Source organism: Methylobacterium sp. CM6244 (genome assembly GCF_054817885.1).
The window spans coordinates 1,551,410-1,574,184 of the sequence record NZ_CM139247.1 but is presented as its reverse complement, the minus strand read 5'-3'; the positions used below and the strand labels follow the sequence as shown (position 1 = coordinate 1,574,184).

At 68.3% G+C, this 22,775-nt stretch carries 21 protein-coding genes; 12 read left to right on the top strand and 9 right to left on the bottom strand.

Annotated elements, in window-relative coordinates; translation table 11 throughout:
* Positions 1 to 91 precede the first annotated feature (91 nt).
* The 7 genes from ACYQML_RS07265 to ACYQML_RS07235 all read left to right on the top strand — a co-directional run bounded on the left by ACYQML_RS07265 (position 92) and on the right by ACYQML_RS07235 (position 6,621).
* Positions 92 to 331 (top strand): DUF3310 domain-containing protein, encoded by a 240-nt coding sequence (locus ACYQML_RS07265; protein ID WP_461235141.1) that lies wholly within the window; start codon positions 92 to 94, stop codon positions 329 to 331.
* Positions 331 to 2,172, top strand: coding sequence for a DNA cytosine methyltransferase (locus ACYQML_RS07260; RefSeq protein ID WP_461235140.1), 1,842 nt, complete (start codon positions 331 to 333; stop codon positions 2,170 to 2,172). Before ACYQML_RS07265 ends, ACYQML_RS07260 begins: the two co-directional genes overlap by 1 nt.
* Before the next feature lie 5 nt (positions 2,173 to 2,177).
* The gene (locus tag ACYQML_RS07255; protein WP_461235139.1) at positions 2,178 to 2,387 is read left to right on the top strand and encodes a hypothetical protein; all 210 of its coding nucleotides are present in this window, start codon (positions 2,178 to 2,180) and stop codon (positions 2,385 to 2,387) included.
* Positions 2,384 to 2,797, top strand: coding sequence for a hypothetical protein (locus ACYQML_RS07250; protein ID WP_461235138.1), 414 nt, complete (start codon positions 2,384 to 2,386; stop codon positions 2,795 to 2,797). Before ACYQML_RS07255 ends, ACYQML_RS07250 begins: the two co-directional genes overlap by 4 nt.
* Positions 2,797 to 3,093, top strand: a complete 297-nt coding sequence (locus tag ACYQML_RS07245; protein WP_461235136.1) for a hypothetical protein — start codon at positions 2,797 to 2,799, stop codon at positions 3,091 to 3,093. Before ACYQML_RS07250 ends, ACYQML_RS07245 begins: the two co-directional genes overlap by 1 nt.
* Positions 3,060 to 4,262 (top strand): tyrosine-type recombinase/integrase, encoded by a 1,203-nt coding sequence (locus ACYQML_RS07240; RefSeq protein ID WP_461235135.1) that lies wholly within the window; start codon positions 3,060 to 3,062, stop codon positions 4,260 to 4,262. Before ACYQML_RS07245 ends, ACYQML_RS07240 begins: the two co-directional genes overlap by 34 nt.
* A gap of 166 nt (positions 4,263 to 4,428) precedes the next feature.
* Entirely contained in the window at positions 4,429 to 6,621 is a 2,193-nt protein-coding gene (locus ACYQML_RS07235; protein WP_419952961.1) for a transglycosylase domain-containing protein, read from the top strand.
* A 57-nt stretch (positions 6,622 to 6,678) separates the two neighbouring features.
* Here the strand turns inward: ACYQML_RS07235 and ACYQML_RS07230 are convergent, their stop codons facing one another.
* The 6 genes from ACYQML_RS07230 to ACYQML_RS07205 form a co-directional block, all read right to left on the bottom strand.
* Positions 6,679 to 6,933 carry a BrnA antitoxin family protein gene (locus ACYQML_RS07230; RefSeq protein ID WP_056427909.1) on the bottom strand — a complete coding sequence of 85 codons (255 nt, stop codon included), beginning with the start codon at positions 6,931 to 6,933 and terminating at the stop codon, positions 6,679 to 6,681.
* 29 nt (positions 6,934 to 6,962) lie between these two features.
* Positions 6,963 to 7,193, bottom strand: coding sequence for a hypothetical protein (locus ACYQML_RS07225; RefSeq protein WP_056427912.1), 231 nt, complete (start codon positions 7,191 to 7,193; stop codon positions 6,963 to 6,965).
* Positions 7,194 to 7,500: 307 nt separating this feature from the next.
* Entirely contained in the window at positions 7,501 to 7,674 is a 174-nt protein-coding gene (locus tag ACYQML_RS07220) for a hypothetical protein (RefSeq protein WP_461235133.1), read from the bottom strand.
* Positions 7,671 to 8,939: an arsenic transporter gene (locus ACYQML_RS07215; protein ID WP_461235132.1), complete on the bottom strand. Its 1,269-nt coding sequence runs from the start codon at positions 8,937 to 8,939 to the stop codon at positions 7,671 to 7,673. The genes ACYQML_RS07220 and ACYQML_RS07215 overlap by 4 nt, the downstream gene beginning before the upstream one ends.
* A 158-nt stretch (positions 8,940 to 9,097) precedes the next feature.
* A complete protein-coding gene (locus tag ACYQML_RS07210) occupies positions 9,098 to 10,420 on the bottom strand; it encodes an MFS transporter (RefSeq protein WP_461235131.1) in 1,323 nt (440 codons plus the stop codon).
* A gap of 250 nt (positions 10,421 to 10,670) precedes the next feature.
* Complete coding sequence (locus ACYQML_RS07205; RefSeq protein WP_461235130.1) at positions 10,671 to 11,327, bottom strand: DNA-binding protein; 657 nt, start codon at positions 11,325 to 11,327, stop codon at positions 10,671 to 10,673.
* Between the two features lie 155 nt (positions 11,328 to 11,482).
* Here ACYQML_RS07205 and ACYQML_RS07200 point away from each other — a divergent pair, with 155 nt between their 5' ends.
* The 3 genes from ACYQML_RS07200 (at position 11,483) to ACYQML_RS07190 (ending at position 14,958) form a co-directional block, all read left to right on the top strand.
* Complete coding sequence (locus ACYQML_RS07200; RefSeq protein WP_419952963.1) at positions 11,483 to 12,151, top strand: response regulator; 669 nt, start codon at positions 11,483 to 11,485, stop codon at positions 12,149 to 12,151.
* Entirely contained in the window at positions 12,148 to 13,548 is a 1,401-nt protein-coding gene (locus ACYQML_RS07195; protein WP_461235129.1) for an ATP-binding protein, read from the top strand. The genes ACYQML_RS07200 and ACYQML_RS07195 overlap by 4 nt, the downstream gene beginning before the upstream one ends.
* 222 nt (positions 13,549 to 13,770) lie before the next feature.
* Entirely contained in the window at positions 13,771 to 14,958 is a 1,188-nt protein-coding gene (locus tag ACYQML_RS07190; protein ID WP_461229123.1) for an FAD-dependent oxidoreductase, read from the top strand.
* Positions 14,959 to 14,964: 6 nt separating this feature from the next.
* Here ACYQML_RS07190 and ACYQML_RS07185 read toward each other — a convergent pair whose 3' ends face one another.
* The gene (locus tag ACYQML_RS07185; protein ID WP_461235128.1) at positions 14,965 to 16,476 is read right to left on the bottom strand and encodes a glucosamine inositolphosphorylceramide transferase family protein; all 1,512 of its coding nucleotides are present in this window, start codon (positions 16,474 to 16,476) and stop codon (positions 14,965 to 14,967) included.
* A 304-nt stretch (positions 16,477 to 16,780) separates the two neighbouring features.
* On the opposite strand from ACYQML_RS07185, the gene ACYQML_RS07180 reads away from it, so the two are divergent.
* The gene (locus ACYQML_RS07180) at positions 16,781 to 18,892 is read left to right on the top strand and encodes a GumC family protein (RefSeq protein ID WP_461235127.1); all 2,112 of its coding nucleotides are present in this window, start codon (positions 16,781 to 16,783) and stop codon (positions 18,890 to 18,892) included.
* 61 nt (positions 18,893 to 18,953) lie between these two features.
* Positions 18,954 to 20,204 (top strand): VpsF family polysaccharide biosynthesis protein, encoded by a 1,251-nt coding sequence (locus tag ACYQML_RS07175; RefSeq protein ID WP_244478109.1) that lies wholly within the window; start codon positions 18,954 to 18,956, stop codon positions 20,202 to 20,204.
* Here ACYQML_RS07175 and ACYQML_RS07170 read toward each other — a convergent pair.
* Together ACYQML_RS07170 and ACYQML_RS07165 are read right to left on the bottom strand one after the other, a co-directional pair.
* Complete coding sequence (locus tag ACYQML_RS07170) at positions 20,164 to 21,417, bottom strand: glycoside hydrolase family 5 protein (RefSeq protein WP_461235126.1); 1,254 nt, start codon at positions 21,415 to 21,417, stop codon at positions 20,164 to 20,166. The two genes, ACYQML_RS07175 and ACYQML_RS07170, sit on opposite strands and share 41 nt — an antisense overlap.
* Positions 21,414 to 22,643: a DUF1972 domain-containing protein gene (locus tag ACYQML_RS07165; protein WP_461235125.1), complete on the bottom strand. Its 1,230-nt coding sequence runs from the start codon at positions 22,641 to 22,643 to the stop codon at positions 21,414 to 21,416. The genes ACYQML_RS07170 and ACYQML_RS07165 overlap by 4 nt, the downstream gene beginning before the upstream one ends.
* Positions 22,644 to 22,775 lie beyond the last annotated feature (132 nt).

Below are 22,775 nucleotides of genomic sequence, written 5' to 3'. Positions count from 1 at the left end.
TCGCCCACACGGTTACCGCCGTCGTCTTCTTCACCTTCGGGCTGATGATCATGGGCGCTTGCTCCGCCCGTCGCGATGAGGAGCCGCGCCTATGATCGAAACGGGCCGCGTCGCGGCTTCCCCCGATCCAGTGAACCACCCGGAGCACTACACCTCTCACCCGAGCGGCGTGGAGTGCATCACGGTCGTTCGCCACATGGGCTTCAATGTCGGCAACGCCATCAAATACCTCTGGCGCGCCGGCCTCAAGACACCGTCCGCCATCGAGGATCTGAAGAAGGCCCGTTGGTACATCGACGATGAGATCAGGCGGATGGAGGGCGATATTTGATGCGCCCTCTCATCATTGACAGCTTCGCGGGCGGCGGTGGCGCGTCCGAGGGTATCCGCCGCGCGCTCGGCCGGGACCCGGACTATGCGCTGAACCACAACCCGATCGCCCTCGCGATGCACCGGATCAACCACCCGGACACGCATCACGTCGAGGAGGACGTGTGGAACGTTGACGCCGTGTCGCTCTGTAACGGCCGCCCGGTCGGGCTTCTCTGGATGTCGCCGGACTGCAAGCACTTCAGCAAGGCGAAGGGCGGGAAGCCGCGCGAGAAGGCGATCCGCGGCCTTGCATGGGTCGGGGTCCGGTGGATCAAGAGCCTGCCGAAGTGGCAGCGCCCGCGCTTAGTCTGCCTGGAGAACGTCGAGGAGTTTCAGGATTGGGGCCCGCTGCTCGATGACGGCCGCCCGTGCCCCGTCCAGCGCGGCGCCACCTTCCGCAGCTTCGTCGCCGCCTTCGAGGCTATGGGCTACGTGGTCGAGTACCGCGAGCTGCGCGCCTGCGATTACGGCGCTCCGACCATCCGCAAGCGCCTATTCCTCGTCGCGCGCCGGGACGGGAAGCCGATCGCCTGGCCGGCACCGACCCACGGCGATCCGAAGTCCGAGGCCGTCCGGTCTGGCCGGCTACTGCCGTGGCGGACGGCTGCTGAAATCATCGATTGGTCGCTGCCCTGCCCGTCGATTTTCGAGACCTCCGCCGAGATCAAGGCGAAGCATGGAATCCGCGCGAACCGACCGCTCGCCGACGCCACCATGGCTCGAATCGCCAAGGGCACGAAGCGGTACGTCCTCGACGCGGCGAAGCCGTTCCTGGTCAGCGTGAACCACGGCGACAGCCGCGGGCGCCGGGAATACGACATTGACGAGCCTGCGAACACGATGACGGCGAGCCGGGGCGAGGCCCTGGTGACGCCCTTCGTTAGCTACGCCCAGCAGGGCGGCATGAACCGGGACGCGACCGACCCGCTCCACACGATCACGGCCAGTCCGAAGGATCAAAACGCGATCGTCGCGCCCTTCCTGGTGCCCCGCTACGGCGAGCGGCCCGGCCAGGATCCGCGAACCCGTTCGCTCGAGGAGCCGTTCCCCGTCGTAGTGCCGACCGGGAACGAGGGTAGCCTTGCCGCCATCCACATGACCCGGCAGTTCGGCGCCTCGGTCGGATCGGACGCCAATGAACCCGTTGGGACGATCACCGCTGGCGGCGCGGGCAAGGCCGGTGTGGTCGCCGCATTCCTTGCCCAGCACAACACCGAACGGAAGGGCGCGATCAAGCCGGGCTCCGACGTGCGCGAACCGGTTTCGACGATCACGGCAGATGGCGGTCATCAGACCCTCGTCGCCGCCCACATGCTCAACCTGCGTGGCTCCGACCGCCGGGATGGCTCGATCGAGGCGCCGGCGCCGACATTCTCGGCCGGCGGCAACCACGCGGCGGCCGTCTACGCCTTCATCCAGAAATACTACGGCGCGGGCGAGCCCTCACAGAGCCCGGCCGACCCGCTGCACACCCTGACCGCCAAGCCTCGGCATGGCGTGGTGACGGTGACTATCCAGGGCCAGCCCTACGCCATCGTCGACATCGGCATGCGGATGCTGACGCCGCGCGAGCGATTTAACGCACAGGGCTTTCGGCCAGATTACGTGATCGATCGCGGCGAGATGGAGGACGGAACCATCGTCCCGCTCACCCTGGAGGCACAGGGCGCGGCCTGCGGGAACTCTGTGTGCCCGGACCTCGCCCACGCCCTCGTCGCGGCTAACGCCGACGCCCTGGAATTCGGGGGCGGTCACCGTCGCGCCGACCCCGCCCCAATGACCCTGTTCGCAGCGGAGTAGCACCAATGCCCGCGCCCATCGTCTGGGACGACACCAAGGACGCCGAGCTACTTCGCATGAGCGTCGCCGGCCGCACCGCCTCTGAGATCGCGGCGGCCATGGGCTTGAAGACCCGCAATCCGATCCTGGGCCGCCTCTTCCGCCTGCGGCAGCGCGGCATCGTGCGGCCGGATCAGGTCGGCCATTCGCACTCCCCTTTGAGGTCCACGCCATGATCAGCTTACCCCTCGCCGACGCGACCCGCCGCATGGCTGCGCCCGAAGGATGGGACCATGCCCGCGATGGCATCTGCCACACGCTGGAGATCTGCGACAACGATGGGTGGATGATCTCCGCATGGCAGCCCTCGCCAGCGGAGATCGAACGCCTGCGCGATGGCGCGCCCCTCTTCCTCCACATTCAGGGGACGGCTCATCCTGTTGTTGCGCTGAGCATCGGCGATGCGCAGACCACACCGCCACCGCAACCGTCGAAAGATCCGTCCGTCACGCTGACACAGCGCGAGATCGCCGCGACGCAGGGCTTCACAGGTGACGCCTGTCCGCTCTGCGGCAGCTTCATGATGAAGCGCGCCGGCACCTGCCTCACCTGCCAGGCCTGCGGCTCCACCACGGGATGCGGATGATGAGAAAGCCCGCTCGCCTTACCTTCGACGACCTCCCGCTCTTCGCGCCAGACCGCGACATCGCCGAGGCGGTGGTCGGCCCGGACGAAGCCGACAAGCGCGCTTGGTGTGCCAGCATCGAGGCGCTGGAAAAGTGCGGATTCCCGAAGACCACGCAGCTCTACGGCAAACGGTATACGCCAGCCGTGAGGGCATTCTACGATCGACAGTACGGGCCAGCCCAGGCGAGCGCCGGGGACCATCGCCACGAGGATACAGCCCAATGGGCAAGCCGACCGTCAAGGCGCCGGGCCTAAAACTCAGACCGCGAGCCACGGGCTGGGCTGCCTATTGGGTCCCCTCGCCGACGGCGGTTGAGCTGGGATATCCGAGCGGATCCGCCCCACTGTCTCACTTGCTCGATATGCCCGATTTGCTGGTGGACACATGTACCCGCCTGCAGAACGACATGCTGGCATGGATGGATGGGCTTCGCCGCAGCCGCAACAGCTATGACGGCACGCTCGGCAGCGTCTTCCGGGTCTATCAGACGCACGAGGATTCTCCGTTCCACACCCTCTCACCAGGCGGGCGGAAGCCGTACATCGTTTACCTCCGCCGCCTCGAGGCGGAGATCGGATTGCACCGGGTCGACCAGGTCACCGGCCTCGACATCAAACGGTGGCATCGCGGATGGAGCTCGGACGGAAAGCATAAGGCCGCCGGCAACATGTGCGTGGCGGTGATCAAGGCCGCCCTCACCTTCTGCATTGTCGCTGGGCATCGTGGGTGCCGCCCGTTGCGAGATGATATTCGGGAACTCAGGCTGCCAGCGAATCGCCCGCGCAAGCATGCCGCGTCCGGCGCCGAGGTGGCGCGCGCCATTGCCACGGCCTTGACGTTGAACCAGCGCAGCGCCGCCCTTTGCTATGCCTTCCAATTCGAAACGGCCCTGAGGCAGTGGGACGTGGCTGGGCAATGGTATCCGTTGAACGCGCCCGTAATATGCACCGTCGCGAGTGGCGCCCGGAAATGGGCTGGCCTCGAATGGCGCCATATCGGCGCCGACATGGTGCTCCGCTACACCCCGACGAAGACGCAGCACAGCAGCGGCGTCGAGGTGACGATCGACCTCAAGGTCTGTCCGATGGTCCTCGACCTCATCGAGAAGATCCCACCCGAGGCGCGGACCGGCCCCATCGTCATCAACGAGAGCACGGGCTTGCCGTACACACAGCACCAGTTCGAGGCGCGGTGGAAGAAGGTGAAGGCAGCGGCGGGCCTCCCCGATTCGCTCTGGTCGCGCGACCTCCGCGCTTCAGCGATCACCGAGGCACGCGGAGGCGGCGCGACGAACGACGACGGAGCGAAGGTCGCCGGCCACACGAAGAGCACGACCACTGCCGAAGTTTACGATCGGGAAAGCCTGGAGGCGCACCGTCGTTTCGCCAAGGCACGCCTCACCAAGCGGAACAAGGCCTCTTGAACGGGCCGGGAACGCAACTCGGAACGCCCGAGGAACGTGTTAAAATTTCTCTATGGTTTCAAAAGCTTAAAAAGAAGCGGGTTAAGAACCCTTAAACCCGCCGTATTTACCATGCGGTACCTGAGCCTCTCGGATCGCGGGATGCTCACAGGTTCAGACGAAACGCATGGCGAACGGACGCAAGGGACGCGGGCGGGAGGAGCCGAACTTCGACGTGCCGGAAGGGCGCATCGGTGGGCGGAGCGACCTCAACCTGCGGCTCAGCGGCGACGATCGCGCCGGAGGCGGTGTGGGAAGACGCGCGACGAGCAGCAACGGCCAGGGCGAAGGCCCCCGGCGCCCCTCGGCGCGGGCCAAGACACCGGCCCGGAAGCCGCGCCGGCGCTCGTTCCTGGGCGGTCTCTTCTACGGCACGCTCGTGCTCGGCCTGTGGGGCGTCATCGCCATCGCGGGGCTGGTGGCCTACCACGCCTCGCAACTGCCGCCGATCGACCAGCTCGCCGTTCCGAAGCGCCCCCCCAACATCGCCATCCTCGCCAGCGACGGCTCGCTCCTGGCCAATCGCGGCGAGACCGGCGGACGGGTGGTGAGCATCGGCGAGTTGCCGCCCTATCTGCCGCGCGCCTTCGTGGCGATCGAGGACCGGCGCTTCTACAGCCATTTCGGCGTCGACCCGGTGGGCATCGCCCGCGCCGTGGCCCAGAACGTCACCCGCCGCGGCGTCTCGCAGGGCGGATCGACCCTGACGCAGCAGCTCGCCAAGAACCTGTTCCTGACGCCGGAACGCTCGGCCTCGCGAAAAATCCAAGAGGCGATCCTCGCCCTGTGGCTGGAGCACCGCTACACCAAGGACGAGATCCTCGAACTCTACCTGAACCGGGTCTATTTCGGCGCAGGCGCCTATGGCATCGAGGCCGCCGCCCAGCGCTATTTCGGCAAGCCCGCCAAGGCGGTGACGCTGGCGGAAGCCGCCATGCTCGGCGGCCTCGTCCAGGCTCCCTCGCGCCTCGCCCCCAACCGCAACCTGCCCGCCGCCCAGGCGCGTGCGGCCCAGGTTCTCGCGGCGATGGAGGAACTCGGCTTCGCCAAGCCCGCCGAGGTGAAGCTGGCGCTGGCGACTCCGGCGCGGCCGGCGAGCAGCCGTGGCGGCGGCTCGGCCAATTACGTGGCCGATCTCGTCATGGACGTCCTCGACGACTTCCTGCCCAAATTCGACACCGATATCGTCGTCACCACCACCGTCGACACCCGCCTCCAGAGCGCGGCCGAGAAGGCGCTCGTGGACGAGCTGAACCAGAAGGGCTCGCGCTATAACGTCGCCCAAGGAGCCGTGGTCTCGATGAAGCCGGACGGTGCGATCCGGGCGCTCATCGGCGGGCGCGACTATGCGCAGAGCCAGTTCAACCGGGCCACCACCGCCAAGCGCCAGCCGGGCTCCTCGTTCAAGCCCTTCGTCTATCTCGCCGCCGTAGAGCGGGGCCTGACCCCGGACACCGTGCGCGACGACGCGCCGATCAGCATCAAGGGCTGGAACCCGGAGAACTATTCGCGCGACTATCGCGGGCCGGTCCCCTTGCGCGAGGCGCTGGCGCTCTCGCTCAACACCGTGGCCGTGCGCCTCGGCCAGGAAGTCGGGCCGAAGGCCGTGGTCCAGGCGGCCCAGCGCCTCGGTATCTCCTCGCCGCTACAGGCCAACGGCTCACTGGCGCTCGGCACCTCGGAAGTGACCCCGCTGGAAATGGTGGGCGCCTACGCCGCCTTCGCCAATGGCGGCACCGGCGTGAACCCCTACGTCATCGCCAACGTGAAGAGCACGACGGGCAAGGCGCTCTACCAGCGCAAAGACACCAATCTCGGCCGGGTAATGAATGCCGAGACCGTCTCGATGATGAACGCGATGATGCATGAGACCTTCGTCTCGGGCACCGCGAGGAAGGCCGAAGTTCCCGGATGGGACCTCGCCGGAAAGACCGGCACCAGCCAGGATTTCCGCGATGCCTGGTTCATCGGCTACTCGTCGACCCTCGTCACCGGCGTCTGGCTCGGCAACGACGACGGGGAATCCACCAAGAAGGTCTCCGGCGGTAACCTGCCCGGCGAGATCTGGAAGACCTACATGACGGTGGCCCTCAAGGGCCAGACTCCGACGATGTTGCCGGGCGCGAACCATTGGCGAAACCGCGCCCCCGCGGAGGTTCCGGCCACCACCGGAAGTGCGCCGGGGGGACTTATCGGCGCCCTCCTCGGCGAGCCGCAATCCGCTGCCCCGCCGCCCCGCGTCGCTGCCAACCAGCGCGCCCGCGGGCCGAGCCAGGACGACCGGAATTTCCTGGAGAAGCTGTTCGGCGTGGGAGAATAGGCGGGGAAGAGAAGCGCCTGCCGAAGGCGGGCCGGACCGTCTGAGTTCGGTCGGTCTCTACAGTCCGACGATGCCCTTCAGCGCAGCGTTGATCCGGTCCTGCCAGCCGGGGCCGTCCTTCTGGAAATGCTCCAGCACGGCTCTGTCGAGGCGCAGGGACACCATCTCGCGGGCGCCGGGCGGGCTTAGCGGCGCGGCGGGGGCGCGTTCGGCGGGTTTGGGGGCGTCGGGCGCCTTGGTGGTGGCGGCCTTGAAGGCGGCTTCCGCCGCCTGGCGGGGGTCGCTGGCGCGACGGGTCCGATCGAATGCCATGGGTCGGTTTCCTGGTGAGGCTCTCTGGCTCAGCTCGCGGAGCGCTTGCGCTTGGGGGCCGGCGCGGGAGCGGCGGCCTTCGCCTCGGCATCGGCGGCTTCCTTGGCAAGGCGGAGCGCGCGAAGCTTCACGGTGCGCTCGTCGATGGCCTTCACCGATTGCAGATGCTCCGCCATCGCCTCGGCGCCTTCCTTGGCCATCCGTTCGGCGCGCTCGGCGCGCTCTTCGGAACGGGTCCGGGCGTCAGTTTCGTCGCTCATCGTCGTCCTTCCTCGCTCCCCTCGCCCCGCGTACCATCCTTCGATCGCATCATCCGGCCCTGGCAAGGGCTGCATCGGCGAAGTCGCCGCTCGCGCCCGCTCGCGCGGCGCGTGACATCGACGATCTTGGCGGGTGCCAGCGGATGGGAAAACCCACGATCGGCGGCAAGGGAGGGTGATCCACACACCCTTCGCACGGGACCGGCTTCAGGCGGGATTATCGGGGCATAGCACGTCCGGAGACCAAAAAGCGAACCCTGGCAATGACCCGCAGGGGCAACGCCGACAAATCCCGGTGGATGGCCCGTCAGAACGCCGCGATGAGACCGATTCCGGTGACCGTCAGCGTGGCGCCCGCGATCCGTGCCTTACCCGCACGGTGCTCTCGCATTCCGAGCCCGCCGAAATGGTCGATGGCCAGGATGAAGCGATGGAGCAGGGCCGGGCTCAGGTCGGAGCGTTTTCGAACGGAGGAGATCACGGCAGGAGGAGGAGGCCGGCCAGCGCCAGGATCAGGGCCGGAGGCATCACCAGGAGGCCGAGCGTGAGGAAGCGCCAGAAGCCGACATTCTCGCCTTCGCGACGGATGGCGGTGAGCCACAGGATGGTGGCGAGGGATCCGGTGACCGACAGGTTGGGGCCGAGATCGATGCCGATGAGGATCGCCCCGGCGACTTTCTCGGAGACGTCGGCCTGCTGCACGGCCGCCCCCGCGATCAGGCCGGCCGGCAGGTTGTTGACGAGATTGGAGAGTACCGCCACGAGCGTGCCGCCGCCCCAGGCGGCCGCATCCGGCGAGATCTCGGCCGCGCGCTTGAGATGATCGGCGACCATGGTCAGCACGCCGGTCTTCTCCAAGGCCTCGACCAGAACGAACAGGCCGGCCACCAGGGGCAGTACGCCCCAGGACACGTCCTTGATGATCTCGACCGCTCCACCGCGCTTGATCGCAAGGACGAGGAGCGTCGTGGCGAGCCCGGCGATGAAGGTCGGTAGGCCGAGTTCGAGATCGTAGGCCGAGGCGGCGATGAGCGCCCCGGCGGTGGCGACGATGCCGAGACCGGCGACTTTGCCTGTGCCCGAGAGCGGTGTCGCCGCGACGTCCTTCGCAATCAATTGCCGCCGCAGGACCGAGTTCTGGGTCAGGCGCAGAACGATGTAGGTGGCGACGATGGCCAGGGCCGAAGGCAGGGCGAACCGGGCGAGCCATTCCGTCAGCGGCGGCATATGCGTAGCGTAGACAACGAGATTAGCCGGGTTCGAGATCGGCAGCACGAAGCTCGCCGCGTTGGCGATGAAGGCGCAGATGAAGAGGTAGGGCAGAGGCTCGGCCTCCGCCGCCTTGGCCGCCGCATAGACCGCCGGCGTCAGCACCACGGCGCAGGCATCGTTCGAGAGGAAAACCGTGACCACGATGCCGACGAGGTAGACGAGGAGGAACAGGCGCGTCGCCGATCCTCTGGCTTGGCGCACGGCGATGCCGGCGAGCCAGTCGAAGAGCCCCTCCTTCCTGGCGATCTCGGCAAGCAGCATCATGCCGACGAGAAACAGGTAGACATCCGTCCCCTTGCGCACGCCGTCCCAGGCCGCGTCCGGCGAGATCAGGCCAAGCACTAGCAGCGCGCCGGCGCCGAGCACGGCCCAGACCGCTTCCGGCCAGGCGAAGGGCCGGGTGATGACCCCGAGCGTCGCTAGTCCGGCGATGATCCAGATCACCAGATGCGGCGTCATGGGAAGTGCGAACATGGGCGGACGAGATCCTGTATGCGGCGGAAGACCGGCGCCACAGGGCCGGTACCGGTCGTTTCGGACGAGCCCCTATTTGGTACGGAGGAGGCCCTTCTCTGGCCATGCGCCGATGGAAGAAGTGGCGCTGCCGATCCCGTTCGAGATCGGTCGCCCCGTCAGGCGGGGGAGACCACCATCGGCTCCGGCCCGCCGCCGCTCGGTGGCTTCGAGGCGGTTTTCGGCGGCTCGAAGCCGTAGGTCTCCGGCATGGCGACGAGGTAAAGGACGAACCCGGCCGCCGCGATGCCGGCCAGGACAAGGAACGCCGTCGAATATCCCGCCGACACGATGATGAGACCGGCCAGCGTCGCCGAGAACGAAGCGCCGAGTCCCTGTGTCGTCGCGACGGCCCCCTGCGAGACGTTGAACCGTCCGGTGCCTCGGGTGAGGTCGGCGACGACGATGGGGAAGAGCGCGCCGTAGATGCCGGCTCCGATCCCGTCGAGGAGCTGGACGGCGACGAGGTAGAACGGATTGTCCGAGAAGGTGTAGAGCACACCCCGGATGGCGAGCACGCCGAAGGCCACGAGGAAGATTGGCTTGCGCCCGATCGCGTCGGCCTTGGCGCCGACGAAGACCGCCACCGGCACCATGACGAACTGTGCGGCCACGATGCAGACCGAAATGAGCGAGGTAGCGCTCTCCTTGCCGGACAGCTTGGTCAGCAGCTGGCCCACCGAGGTCAGCATCGCCGCGTTGGATAGGTGGAAGATCGCCGCCAGTAATGCGAACAGCATCAGGGTGCGGTTCTGCAGCAAGGCCCGGATTCCGGAGGTTTGCTCACCGCCCTCCTCCGCCGATTCGTCGAGACCGCGCGCGAGATCGTCGTCGATATCCTTGGCCGGCACCATCAGCATAGCGCCGACGCTCAGGACCGCGAGCACGGCCATGAGCCAGAACACCACGATGGGTCCGAAGAAATAGGCCGTCGAGCCGGCAATGGCAGCCGAGACTGCGTTGCCCGCATGGTTGAAGCCCTCGTTGCGGCCGATGCGCTTGGAGAACAGCTTCGGCCCGACCACGCCGAGGGTGATCGCCGCGAGCGCCGGCGGGAACACCGCCCCGGCGATGCCGGCCACGGACTGGGTCGCGGCCACCAGGTAGAAATTCGTGACGAAGGGAAGGAGCAGGCAGCTCGCCGTGACCGCCAGCGCCCCGGCAATGACGATGGCGCGCTTGTGGTTGGTCCGGTCGATCAGAGCCCCGGCCGGCGTCTGCGCGATCAGTCCGGCGATGCCGGCGATCGTCATGATCATTCCCGTCGTCGCCTCGTCCCAACCCTGGTCGGGACCGCGCACGGCGATGAGGTAGATGGCAAGATAGGGGCCGAGCCCGTCGCGGACATCGGCGAGGAAGAAGTTAAGGGCGTCGAGCCCGCGCAGCGTCCGCTGTGACGGGGCACGCACGCGAGTCTGGTCGGCGGCCGTGTGGCTCGTCATCCGATCGATCCTTGGCGGAAATGTCGTGTTGGGGGGATCGATCGTCGCGCGTCCATGGCCGGCGAGCCGCGACCTTGCGTCGATCGCAGCGGCAAGTGGCGAGCCGAAACGATGGTTCCTGGCCGCCGCCTGAAATCTCCGTGAACGCAGCCGCACGCTCGCCGCCGGCGACCCATCCTGGACGGAACGGCTCGCCCCGGCGGCCTTCTTCCATCGGCGAGGAAGAAGCCACCGGCGGCGGCACGTGGTGTCAGAAGCTGCGCTTCTCGCGGATGTCGCCGTCGAACCCGACATGGAGCAGGCGCTCGCGGCCGTCCTGGCCCTTGGCCGCCATGTCGAGATGGCGCGGACCGCGTCCCGTGACGCGGATGTCGGAATAGCCGGCCGCCTCGACCTTCGCGGTGAGCACAGGTGCATCGACCTCGGGGCCGAGGCCGACCTTGTCCTTCGCCCAGTCGAGGCCACCGGGCTTCGGGCCCCGCGCCGGACCGAGCACCACCGTCTTGCCATCGGCTCGGGTGAGGAGGGTGGCGTGGAGGAAGCCGTTCTCGAAGCGGCCCTGCACCGTGACTGCCTCACCCTTGGTGACGAGGGTGCCGCCCTCGCCCTGCTTGCCGGTCTCGACCAGGGCACGGCCGGAGCCGTCCTGCAGGATGAACTTGTTGCCGAAGATCTCCGCCACCTCGCCCTTGGCCGCGATGGCGGCGGAAGGGGCGAGCTGTGCGACGGTGACCGGCGCGACGGGGGTGAGGGTCACGCCGGAATTCTGCGCCAGGGAAAGGCCGACGGCCCCGAAAGCGAGGGGAGCCGCGATGGCGCCGACGATCCAGCCGCGGCGCGAGCGGCGCGGGGCGGCGGGGCTCGGCATCTCGGTGGCGGTTCCGTCGATGGTCTTCTCGGTCGTCATGGTGTCGATGTCCTGGAAAAGCGGATCCCCTCTCGGGTTGACGCCGTTCTAGGCTCGCCCCTCCAACCCGATCTGAACCGCGCGGTTCAGCCCCGGTTAAAGCGCGGCGCGTAGGCGCCGGGGCTGCCCCTGCATCCCCAAGGATACGGATTCCGATGAAGCTCCTTCTGGTGGAGGACGATGCGGCGCTCGCGGCCGAGATCGCCAAGGCCCTGCGCGCCGAGAATTTCGCCCTCGACCATGCGGTGAATGGCGAGGACGGCCAGCATCTCGGCGAAACGGAGACCTACGACGCCGTGGTGCTCGATCTCGGCCTGCCCAAGCGCGACGGCGTCTCGGTGCTCCAGGCCTGGCGGGCCGCCGGGCGGACCGTGCCGGTGCTGATCCTCACCGCGCGGGACGGCTGGAGCGACAAGGTCGCGGGCTTCAAGGCGGGGGCGGACGATTATCTCGTGAAGCCGTTCCGGGTGGAGGAACTCGTCATCCGCCTGCGGGCCCTGGTGCGCCGCGCCTCGGCGCACGGGGCCAACCGGATCGTCTGCGGGCCTCTCACCTACGATGCCGGCCTCGGCACGTTCGAGCGGGATGGCCTGCCCCTGAAGCTGACCGGCCTCGAATGGCGGGTGCTCTCCTGCCTGATCCTGCGCAAGGACGGGGTCGTGCCCCGTGGCCAGCTGATCGAGCGGGTCTATGACGGCGACGCGGAGGTGGATTCGAACTCGGTGGAGGTCATCATCACGCGCCTGCGCCGCAAGATCGCGCCGGCCCGGATCGAGGGCGTGCGCGGCCACGGCTACCAGCTCCTGCCGGGAGAAGCGGCGTGACCCCGCAACATCCTCCCCACGGGCCGGCTCCCCACGGGCCGCCTCATGCGCATCGCGGATCCCTGCAACGGCGCCTGATCCTCGCCGCCCTCGTCCTCGTCACCGTGGCCCTCATGGTGGCGGGAATCGCCATCGGCTTCATCCTGCACCGCTTCGTGCGGGGCCAGCTCGACAGCCGCCTCGACAGTCAGATCGTCGCCATCGCATCGAGCCTCGAGCGGGGCCGCGACGGCCGCCTCGCTCTCGGGAGCAACCTCGACGGCCCGCCCTTCGACCGCGACCGGTCGGGCTGGTCCTGGCAGGTCCGGCAGGGCGACGCGATCCTCCGCTCCGGCTCCCTGGAAGGCCGCGACCTCACCGTCCCCGAAGACGACCGCCCGGACGGGGGGGGTCGACGCCGCGACCGCCCCCGCCCGGCCGACGCCGTCGATCCCTGGGGCAACCCGGTGATCCTGCGCATTCTCACCCTTCCGGATGCGGCGGGGATCGGCCCGGCGACGATCGTCGCCTCCGCGCCCATGGCGGCCCTGCGCGGCCCCGTCCGGGAGGCGAGCCTTACCCTGGCGCTGATCCTCGCCGTGCTCGGCCTCTGCCTCCTCGCCGGCCTCGTCGCGCAGGTGCGCCTCGGCCTGCGACCGTTGGAACGCCTGCGCCGAGACCTCGCGGAGGTTCGCGCGGGCAAGCGCGCACAGGTGCCGGAGGCGCAGCCGGCGGAGATCCGCCCCCTGGTGCGCGAGGTGAACGCGCTTCTCGGCGAGAACGCGGCGAATCTCGAACGGGCGCGCACCCATGTGGCCAACCTCGCCCACGGATTGAAGACGCCGCTCGCGACCCTGACCATGGCGCTTCGGGATGGGGAGCGCGACCCCGACGGCCGGCTGGCGACCCTCGTCTCCGGCATGGATGGGCAGATCCGCCATCATCTGCGCCGCGCCCGCACGGCGGCCCTCGGCGGGGCCACCCGCGAGAGGACGGCGCTGCAGGCGCCCATAGCCGATCTACGGGCCACCTTCGCGCGGCTCTACGCCGACAAGGGCATCGCCTTCGCCGTGGAGGTACCGGATGGCATGGCCGTGGCGTGCGACGGCCAAGATGTCGACGAAATGCTCGGCAACCTCATCGACAATGCCTGCCGCTGGTGCCGGGCGCGGGTTCGGATCGCCGCCTCTCTCTCCGAACGGGGCGTCACCGTCACCGTGGAGGATGACGGGCCGGGTCTCGACGCGGATGCGGCGGCCGGGGTCCTCGGGCGCGGCAAACGTCTGGACGAGACAGTCCCCGGCCACGGGTTCGGCCTGTCGATTACTACGGAACTGGCAGAACTCTATGGCGGCTCGCTCGGCCTCGATCGCGGGACCTTCCATGGTCTTCGCGCCCGGCTCGACTTGCCGGCCTGACTCCATGTGTCGGTCTGAATGGCCTCTCGCGAAATGGCGGTTTCAACCGCACGGATTCTTTAGAGAGACGGCGCACCTTGAACGGGACGAAGCGGGCGGCATATCCCCTGCTGTGAAGGGTCGTCCCGCTCCGCATGCGCCTCGCCTTCGTCTCGGGATGGCACGATGGGGATACAAGGCGGAGGACAGGTGGCCCATTCGGGCTCGGGCGGGAGGTTCTGAATGTCTGAGATCCACCACGACGTCATCGTCATCGGCGCAGGCCTCGCCGGAACCACCGCGACCATCGCGCTCGCCAAAGCCGGGTACGACACGGCGATCATCGACACTCACGCGGTCTATCCCCCCGATTTCCGGGCGGAAAAGCTCGGCGTGCCGCAGATGGACCTGTTCGAGAAGCTCGGCTTCGGCGAACTGGCACGGGCCGTGACGACGCCGGTGGACGAGGTTTGCGTCACGCGCTTCGGCCATCTGGTCTCGCGCCATGCCGTGCGCGAATACGGTGTCCACTACACACCCCTCATCAACGACCTGCGCGGCGCCCTGCCCGCCTCCTCGCCCCTCGTGGTCGCGCGCGTGGCGGAGATCGAGACCGGCCCGGAACGGCAGACGGTCACCCTCGCCGATGGCAGCGTGCGCACCGCGCGGCTGGTGCTTCTGGCCACCGGCCTCGGTGATGTGCTCCGGCGCAAGGTCGGCATCGGCAGGACCATGATCAGCGAGAAGCACTCCCTGTGCTTCGGCTTCGACATGGCGGCCCCGCCCTCGTCCTTCGGCTTCGAATCCCTCACCTATTACGGCGAGGGCGCGGACAATGCGGTGGCCTATGTCACGCTCTTTCCCATCGGCGCGACGATGCGGGCCAATCTCTTCGTCTATCGCGCGCTCTCCGATCCCTGGGTGAAGGAGTTCCGCAAATCGCCCGAGGCACTGATGAGGCAGGCCATGCCTGGCCTCGCCCGCCTCTGCCCGGACCTCACCGTCACGGGCCCCGTGGAGATGCGCCCCATCGATGTCGTCCAGGCGGCCGATGCGGAACGCGACGGGGTCGTGCTCCTGGGAGACGCCTTCCTGACCCCATGCCCGATCCCCGGGACCGGGATCGGCAAGGTGCTCACAGATGTCGACCGGCTCTGCTCCGAGCACCTGCCGCGCTGGTTCGCCACCCCGGGAATGGGCAAGGACAAGATCGCCGAATTCTACGCCGACCCGATCAAGCAGACCTCCGACCGGCAATGTCTCCAGGCGAGCCTCTATGCCCGCCAGATCACAATCGGCAGCGGCGCCGTATGGACCCTGCGGCGCCTGCGCAACCGCGTCGGCCGTTACGGCCTGCATGCCCTCCACCTGCTGCGCACGGCCTTCGCCAAGCCGCGAGGACCGGCGATCGGGCGCACCAAGACCGTCTGAGCCGGGCTATCGCCCCCTGCGCCAACGGGGGGAGCGGGCCGAGCCGTCGATGAATTCGAAGGTCGAGGTGCGGTTGAGGGTGTGGAGACGCGTACCGGGAAAGAGCGGGCCCGACCGCAGGATCGTCTCCACGGTCTGCGCATAACCCTCGTCGTCGAGGCGGTCGATCCGTGCGAGCGCCAGGGCCTCGCCATAACCCAGGCGGCAATCCTGGACCGGGCGGATCAGGGCGCCATCCCGCTCGACGATGCGTCCCGCCGGCCGCGCCGAGGCGATATCGATGAGGACCGGGTTGTGCGCGTGCGGCGTCCAGGGCCCACGGAAATCCGGGGCAGACCAGAGATGCAGGCTGTCGTGGTAGGAGCCGAGAACCGTCCCTCCGCCGACATCGGCGGCCTGATCGCGCACCGTCGCGAACATCCACCAGCGGCCGTCCCGCTCCAGCAGGGTCGGATCGCTGACGGTGATGCCGCTGATCAGCGTCGCTTCCTTGACCCATCCGCCGGGAAAAGCAGTCGCGCGGTAGAGGTCGACCGTGCCGTTGGCGCAGCTCTCCGGGATCATCCAGAACGACCCCTCGCGCTCAAACACGAACGGGTAGGACAGGTGATGCGGCTCCTCCAGCACCGGGACCGGCGTTCCGACCGGGCCGTTCGCATCGAAGGCCACCGCCGAGATCAGCGCCTTGCCCGTCGCGTGCGGGAAATCCTCGACGAAGAGGATCGTGCGGCCCTCGTGCTCGACGCCGAAGGGATCGGCGTAGAAGCGCAGGCCGTCATCCGCCAGGTCGCGCCAGCCCGATGAGGGATGGGCGCGCAGATCGATGAGATCGGGGCCGGCCAACCTGCGCCAGCCGACGCGCCAGTGCGGGGCGCGGTAGCAGAGGTAATAGAGACGCCGGACGACGAGCCGCGCCGCCATTTTCGCGGCGCGGGTGCCGATCGTCTTCACGGTCAGGGCGGGCGCCTCGGTCGACACTGGGACGCCGTCCCGGAGAAGCGGCCGGGCGCCCGACAGCGCGCCGACGATGAGCGTCATGCTGCGGATCAGCCCATCCTCGAACGCCGTGAGTATGGTGCTGCGATCCTCGGCGCCGAAGCGCCCGGAGGCGATGATCCTGCCATCCGTGGAAAGGGCCGCCACGGCGGAGCGGCCGGCGAGGAGCGCGGCGAGAAGCGCGCCCTCGCCCGCCACCCCGTCGAAGCCGAGGCGCCAGACCGGAAGGTCCGGGCCGCCCTCCGCATCGCCGCAGAGATCGAGGATGCAGGACGCAGCCGCCGTGGGTTCGGGATAAGCAGCCAATGCGCTCCCCGGAACGGGGGCGGACAGACCGCCGAGTGACAGCCGGTTCAGCAGGGCTTCGAGGCGGAACAGCAGCGCGGCGTTGTCCGGCAGGCCCCCAGGCCCTGGCGAGCGGTCGACCTCCACCTCGAGTCCGGGAAGTGCTGCGAGCCGTTGCAAAAGGCAGAGATGCCACCGGCGGGGCGCGCGTCCATCCAGCCTCAGTCGCAGGCGCATCGTCGATCCCCAGACAGTCGAAAGCCGAGGCCGATGGCCGTGGGCCGGTGGGATCGGTCCGACCCTGGACGTTTCCTCATTCTGCCAGGTTACGGCATCACGATTGAGAAACCCTTCACCGCCATCGGCGCGAAGGGGCCGCGGGGGGGGGAGATGTTAATGTTTCACTAACCATATATTGGAGGGAACGGGCGAAGATCGGTGAAATCCCCAGGTGTTGGTGAATCGTCAGTAAAATCAGATCATGCCTGTATCTGAAGGACGGGCTGTATCCCGGTCACGGCCCGAGCATCCGATGGCACAGATGGACAGACACATCGCGGCGGCGGATTGGATCGGTCGATCGAGTATCGACCGGCCACCCGCGTCCGAGCCCGACAAGAGCGCCGAGATCGGGGATCTCTGGCGCATTCTGTACGTGCGCCGGGCTTGGGTGCTCGGAACCGCCGCTCTGCTCACCTTCATCGCGGTGGCCTACGGCTTCCTTGCGCCGCCGCTCTATGCGGCCACCGCCCAGATTCTGATCGACCCGCGCGACAAGCAGATCGTCACCAACGACGTCAATCCGGTGGCGATGGCGCCGGATGGCGGCGTCATCCAGGTCGAGAGCCAGGCGCGCGTGATCGAATCCGATTCGGTCCTGACCCGGGCGGCCCGCGAGGCCGGATTGCTCGATGACCCGGATTTCGGCGGCGTCGGCAGCGGCTTCATCAGCTGGACCCTGCGCACCCTCCAGGGCGAAAGTTCCGCCCCGAGCACCGATGCCGCCGCCGAGGCCCGGGCCGTCCGCGCCCTGCGGCGCAAGCTATCGGTGAAGCGCGCCGACAAGGTCTTCGTGGTGGATGTCGTCGTCACCGCCGGCAACCCGGACAAGGCCGCCCGGATCGTCAACGCCATCGCCAGCGCCTACCTCAAGGACCAGACCTCCTCCCGTGCGGATGCGGCCGCGCGGGCCTCGGCCGAATTGGGCGCGCGCCTCGACGACCTGCGCAAGCGCGTGAACGTCGCCGAGAACAAGGTCGAGAAGTTCAAGGCCGAGAACGGGTTGATCACGGCGAGCGGCCAGCTCATCAGCGAACAGCAATTGGCCGAGAGCAACAACCGCATCGTCGCCGCCCGCGCCCGCACGGCGGAGGCGCGCACCCGGCTGCAGCAGATCAAGGATGCGCGCGGTACCGCGTTCGGACCGGACACAGCCCCGGAAGCGATCCAGTCCGCGGTGATCGAGCGGCTGCGCAGCCAATATGCGGAGCTCGCGAGCAAGGAAGCGGATCTTCGCACCCAGCTCGGCAACCGTCACCCCTTCATCGAGTCGGTGCGGACCCAGATGCAGGACGTCAAGCGCCTTACCGAGACGGAGCTGAGCCGCATCGCCCGCTCGGCCGAGACGGATTACCAGCGCGCCGTCGCCAATGAGAAAGCGCTGACCTCGAATCTCGACGAGTTGAAGCGGGGCTCCATCGTCACCGGCGAAGCCTCCGTGCGCCTGCGTGAACTCGAACGCGAGGTGGATACCAGCCGGGCCGTCTACGGCAACTTCCTCAGCCGTTCGCGCGAGATCCAGGAACAGACCGGCATCGACACCACCAATGCCCGCGTCATCAGCTGGGCCCGTCCGCCCGCCGAGCGGAGCTGGCCCCTGCGCCTCCTCCTGTTCGTCGGCGGGCTCGTCAGCGGCCTCGGCCTAGGGGCCGGCCTCGCCTTCGTGCGTGAGTATCTCGACCCCACCGTCCTCTCCCGGCGCCAGATGGAACGGCTCTCGCACACGTCCGTGGTCGCCACCTATCCGGAGTTCAAGGCGGGAAGCGAGCGTCCGGCCAGCGTCGCCGCGAGCCTCACCCTCGACCGGCTGTCCAGCGTGCGCGGCCAGATCCACCCGCCGGGCCAGGCGTTGAGCGTGCTCGTCACCTCGGCGGCCTCCGATGCGGCGGACCGGCGCTCGACACTTCACCTGCTCGCGGCCGTGGCGACCGCGCGCGGCGAGCGGGTTCTCCTCGTGGATGCGGATCTCGAAGCGACGCCGGAGCAGAAGGCCTACGGCCCCGGCCTCATCGAGGTCCTGCGTGGCGAGGCCGGGATGGCGGCAGCGGCCAAGTCGGATCCCGAGAGTGGTGCCGCGCGGATCGGCATCGGCGATACCGCCAGGGCCTCGCGCGAGGCTCTGAGCCGGGCCAATATCGAGCAGTTCCTCGCGGCTGCCAAATCGAGCTTCGACCTCATTCTCATCGATGGCGGCGTGCTCACCGGAAATCTGCGTATCGGGCCCCTGGCCTCGGCCAGCGACCGGTTGCTGATCGTGGCGAAGAACGGCGCCACGCGTCAGCGCGACCTCCTCGACATCCTCGACGTCTCGGAAGTGCTGGGCCGTCCGGTCTCGGGCAGCCTCTTCGTCGACCGCTACGCTGCGGCGGCGTGACGGGCTGAGCATGAGGAGCGCGGTCCATTACCAGGCTCGACCGCGGGGGGAGACCGGAGCGGTGTCGCGCAGCCCGATGCCGTTCGGCCTGATCGCCCTCACCGTGCTGATCCTCGGCGTATCGGGCGGCATGCTGTGGAATGTCGGCATCAATTACGACGGGCTCACGGGTGCGGCCCCGCAGAAGATCCACCCCTCGACCTATCTGGTCCTCGTCCTGTTCGGTTGGGCCGCGCTGAAGTCGGGCAACCCGGCGAGCTACCTCGTCTATGCCGTGCAGGTTCGGCCGGCGGGGATGCTGCTCGCCGTCTGCAGCATTGGGCTTTTCCTGCACATCGTCCTGCGTAGCGGGCCCGGCATGGCGGGAGCGCTGGACACATTCCTGCTCCCCGGCCTCTTCGCCGTGCTGCTGGCCGATCGCGACGCGCTGACCTGGAGACGCCTCGAACTGACGGTGCATTCGGTGATGCTCGTCAACGCCCTGCTCGGACTCACCGAATTCGCGACGAAGACGCTGTTCTTTCCCTATCGGTTGGACGGTCAGGTCTTCGCCACGGATACGCGCTCGGCAGCACTTCAGGGGCACCCCCTCGGCAACGCCACCCTCACGGCCTGCTACGTCCTCGCCCTCATCGGGGGAGGCGGACGCATGACGGTTCCACAACGCCTCGCGATGATCGGGCTGCAACTCGCCGCCCTCGTCGCCTTCGGCGGGCGCTCGGCCATGGTGGTCACGTTGATCTTCGGCGGCGGCTACGGTCTCTTCGCCCTGCACAAGGTGCTGAGCGCGGGCCGGATTCCGCTCCTGGCGGCAGCGGCGGGGATCTTCCTGTTCACCCTCGTGCCCCTCGGCATCGGCGGCCTCGCGGCCGGCGGGTTCTTCGACGCGCTGCTCAGCCGGTTCATGGCGGATGGCGGAAGCGCCAATGCCCGCGTGGAGATGCTCGACCTCGTCGCCAGCATTCCGTTTCGCGAATTGCTGGTCGGCCCGGATATGAGTCTCGTGGATTCGCTACGGCGCGTGAGCGGGCTCGAATGGGGCATCGAGAACCCCATCGTCCGAACCCTCGTCTACCAGGGCATCTTCATGACAGTCCTGCTCACTGCCGCGGTGACGCTCTACATGATGGAACTGGTTCGGCATTGCCGCACCGGCACGTTCCTGCCCGTGATCGCCTTCGTCATCCTGGTGAACACGTTCGAGGGGATCGGCGGCAAGACCACGCTCCTGGCCAAATTCGCCATCCTCCTCCTTGGCCTGTTCCACGCGGTCAGCGATCGTCCGCCGGAACGCGCAGACCGAGGGCGGTGACGATGGCCGGATCGAAGCGCTTGCTGGCATCGTCCATCAGCCCCATCCCGTCGAACAGGTTCCAGAACGCCCAGGGGAAGCCCTCGGCCTCGGCTGCCTCCCGCACGTCGCGGACGTAGCGCGCCCGGTCGTCCGCTTGAGCGGCGACGTAGCGCGCATCGCTGCGCAGGGCGCCGAACTCTCCGAGGACGATATTCGCTGGCGCTATGCCGTGGCGGCGGGCCCATTCCCCCACCATGGCGAGGTGGCGGGCGAGGTATCGTTTGTCCGGCTGGGCGGCGAAGTACTCGCCGAGCTTGGCCTCGGTCAGGGCGTAGGCGTCGCGCTTCGCCTCCGCCGACAGGCCGGCATCACCGGCCATCCGGGTCCGCACGGCGGTGAGCGTCGTCTCGAGGCTGCCGGCGGAGGCGGGCCAGGGCACCGCGTTGAGCGCGCGGTAGACCGGCTCCCGCATCCAGGGCGCCCCCTGATGGCTGAACAGGTAGGGCTCGTAATAGTGGAAGGTGAACAGGAGCGGCGCGAAGCGGGCAAGCGGCGCGGGGGCGAGGGCGGTGAGCCCGGTGATCATGCTGCCGCAGGCGCCGCAGGCCACGAGGGTCAGGCGCGGGGCGACCCGGCGGGCCTCGCCGAGGAGATCGTCCTGGATCGTCAGCCACGATGCCGCGCCGCAATCCTGCGGCGGCTCGTTGACGGGCTCCAGCGCCAGCCGCTCGGGGGCGATCCCCTCCAGCATGCGGGCGAGGTCGGAAACGAAGCGGCGATAGGCGGGAAAGAGCGGCGCGCCGGGATCACCGTAGAAATTCTGAGGGTTCCAGTGATGGGTCGCACCGTTGGCTTGGACATTGACCAGGACCGCGAGATCCGCGCGCAACGCCGCTTCCGCCGCAGCCCTGAGCTCGGCCATGAGGCGCTCGCGCTCCTCCGGCGAGGCTGCAGCGAAGGGGCCGGGATCGACGGGCAGGCGCAGGAAATCGAACCCGGCCGCTCGCAGACGGGCGAGGTCGCGGCCGGTCGGGACGGGCCGGCCCTCTTGGAACGGAGGCGTCCCGTAATCCGTGCGCGGCGCCGGAAATTCCCGCGTCAGGGAGAACCAGGGCCAGGTGTTGACGCCGCGCCTCAGGCGGAGCGGCGCCGGGGCGGCGGCGGCCGGGACCCGTGCCGCCGTCCATGCCGCGGCCGCGAGGATTGCCCTGCGTGTGGGCGCTGGCCTCACGAAGCGCGATCTCGGCTATGGCCCCCCACCGCCATCGGCATAGGGGCCGGAGGGAGATGGGCGGACGAGGTGCCGGCGTGCTTCGACTCCTGGCCCGCCGGTGCGGCGAAGCCTCCGAGCGCCATGGCCTCGGCCTCGTACTGCTTCAGGATCTCCGACCATTCGAAGCGGTCGGCGGCACGGGCGAGCGAGGCGACACCTGCCCTTCTCGCCGCGCCGTCGTCCGCGATCAGGGTTTCGATGTGCCGCTCGCAGGCATCCGCGTCGGCGAAGTAGAACTGCTCCTCACCGGCTGTCCCCCGGTTGAACGGATTGTCATGGGCGATCACCGCATTGCCCGCCCACAGAGCCTCCACCAGGGACGGGTTGGTACCGCCCACCGTATGCCCGTGCAGATAGGCCCGCGCATGGAAGCGCAGGGATCTGATCGTCTCGGATTCATAGATGGCGCCGGGAAAAAGGACCTCGTCGCTGGCCGCCTCCCTCACCGCGCGGTGATAGGGATTGCCGTCGGAGAGCGTGCCGAGGACCACGAGCCGCATGCCCCGCACCTTGCGCGAGAAGGCATCGACCATGGTGAGGATGTTGTTGTCGGGCTCGATCCGGGCGATCGAGGTCATGTACCGCCCCGGCTTCAGACCCATGGCTTCGATGGGCCCGGTCGGCGCCGCCGAGATCGGATCGCCGCCATACGGAATGGTGGCGATGGCGGATCGCGGACGGCGCGTGGCGACGTGATCGGCGATGGCGGGGTGGTCCGCCACGAGGCGGTGCGAAGCCCAGGCGGCGATCCATTCATTGGTCCAGAACCATGCGCGTACCGCCATGGACCATTTCGGCCGCTTCCACTCGATGCCGTCCATATTAGTGATGATCTTCGCGCCGGAGAAGCGCAGATACGGCAGGAAGACCGCCCCGTTATAGCCGAGGACGAGGCTGACGCCGCCCCGCCTGGCGGCGTCGCGCACGCAGTGCCAGTCGAAATCCAGGGTCGCCCGCGGGCCGCTGGTGGAGACGGCCACATGGATGAGCTCGACGCCTTGCCAGGTGGTCGTGCGGAAACGCTCCGTCACCGCCTCGACCTCGTCCTGGCAATAGACCGCCACGTGCCAGCCGCGCTTCACGAGAAAGAGCGCGAGCTTCTCGGCGAAGGTTTCAAAGCCGCCATGGGATGCGGGAATGCCACGCGTCCCCAGGATCAGCAGCGAGGGCTTGTGCGACGGCATCCGAGTCTCCTTTAGCCCCCAACGGTCCCGAGACGGGACATGAGAATCATCTCCAGGCAACCATGCGCCATGATTACACTGGGCGAGGTTCTTGCTCGGTAACGATTGAAAACATCGTGGCATGTCATCTTG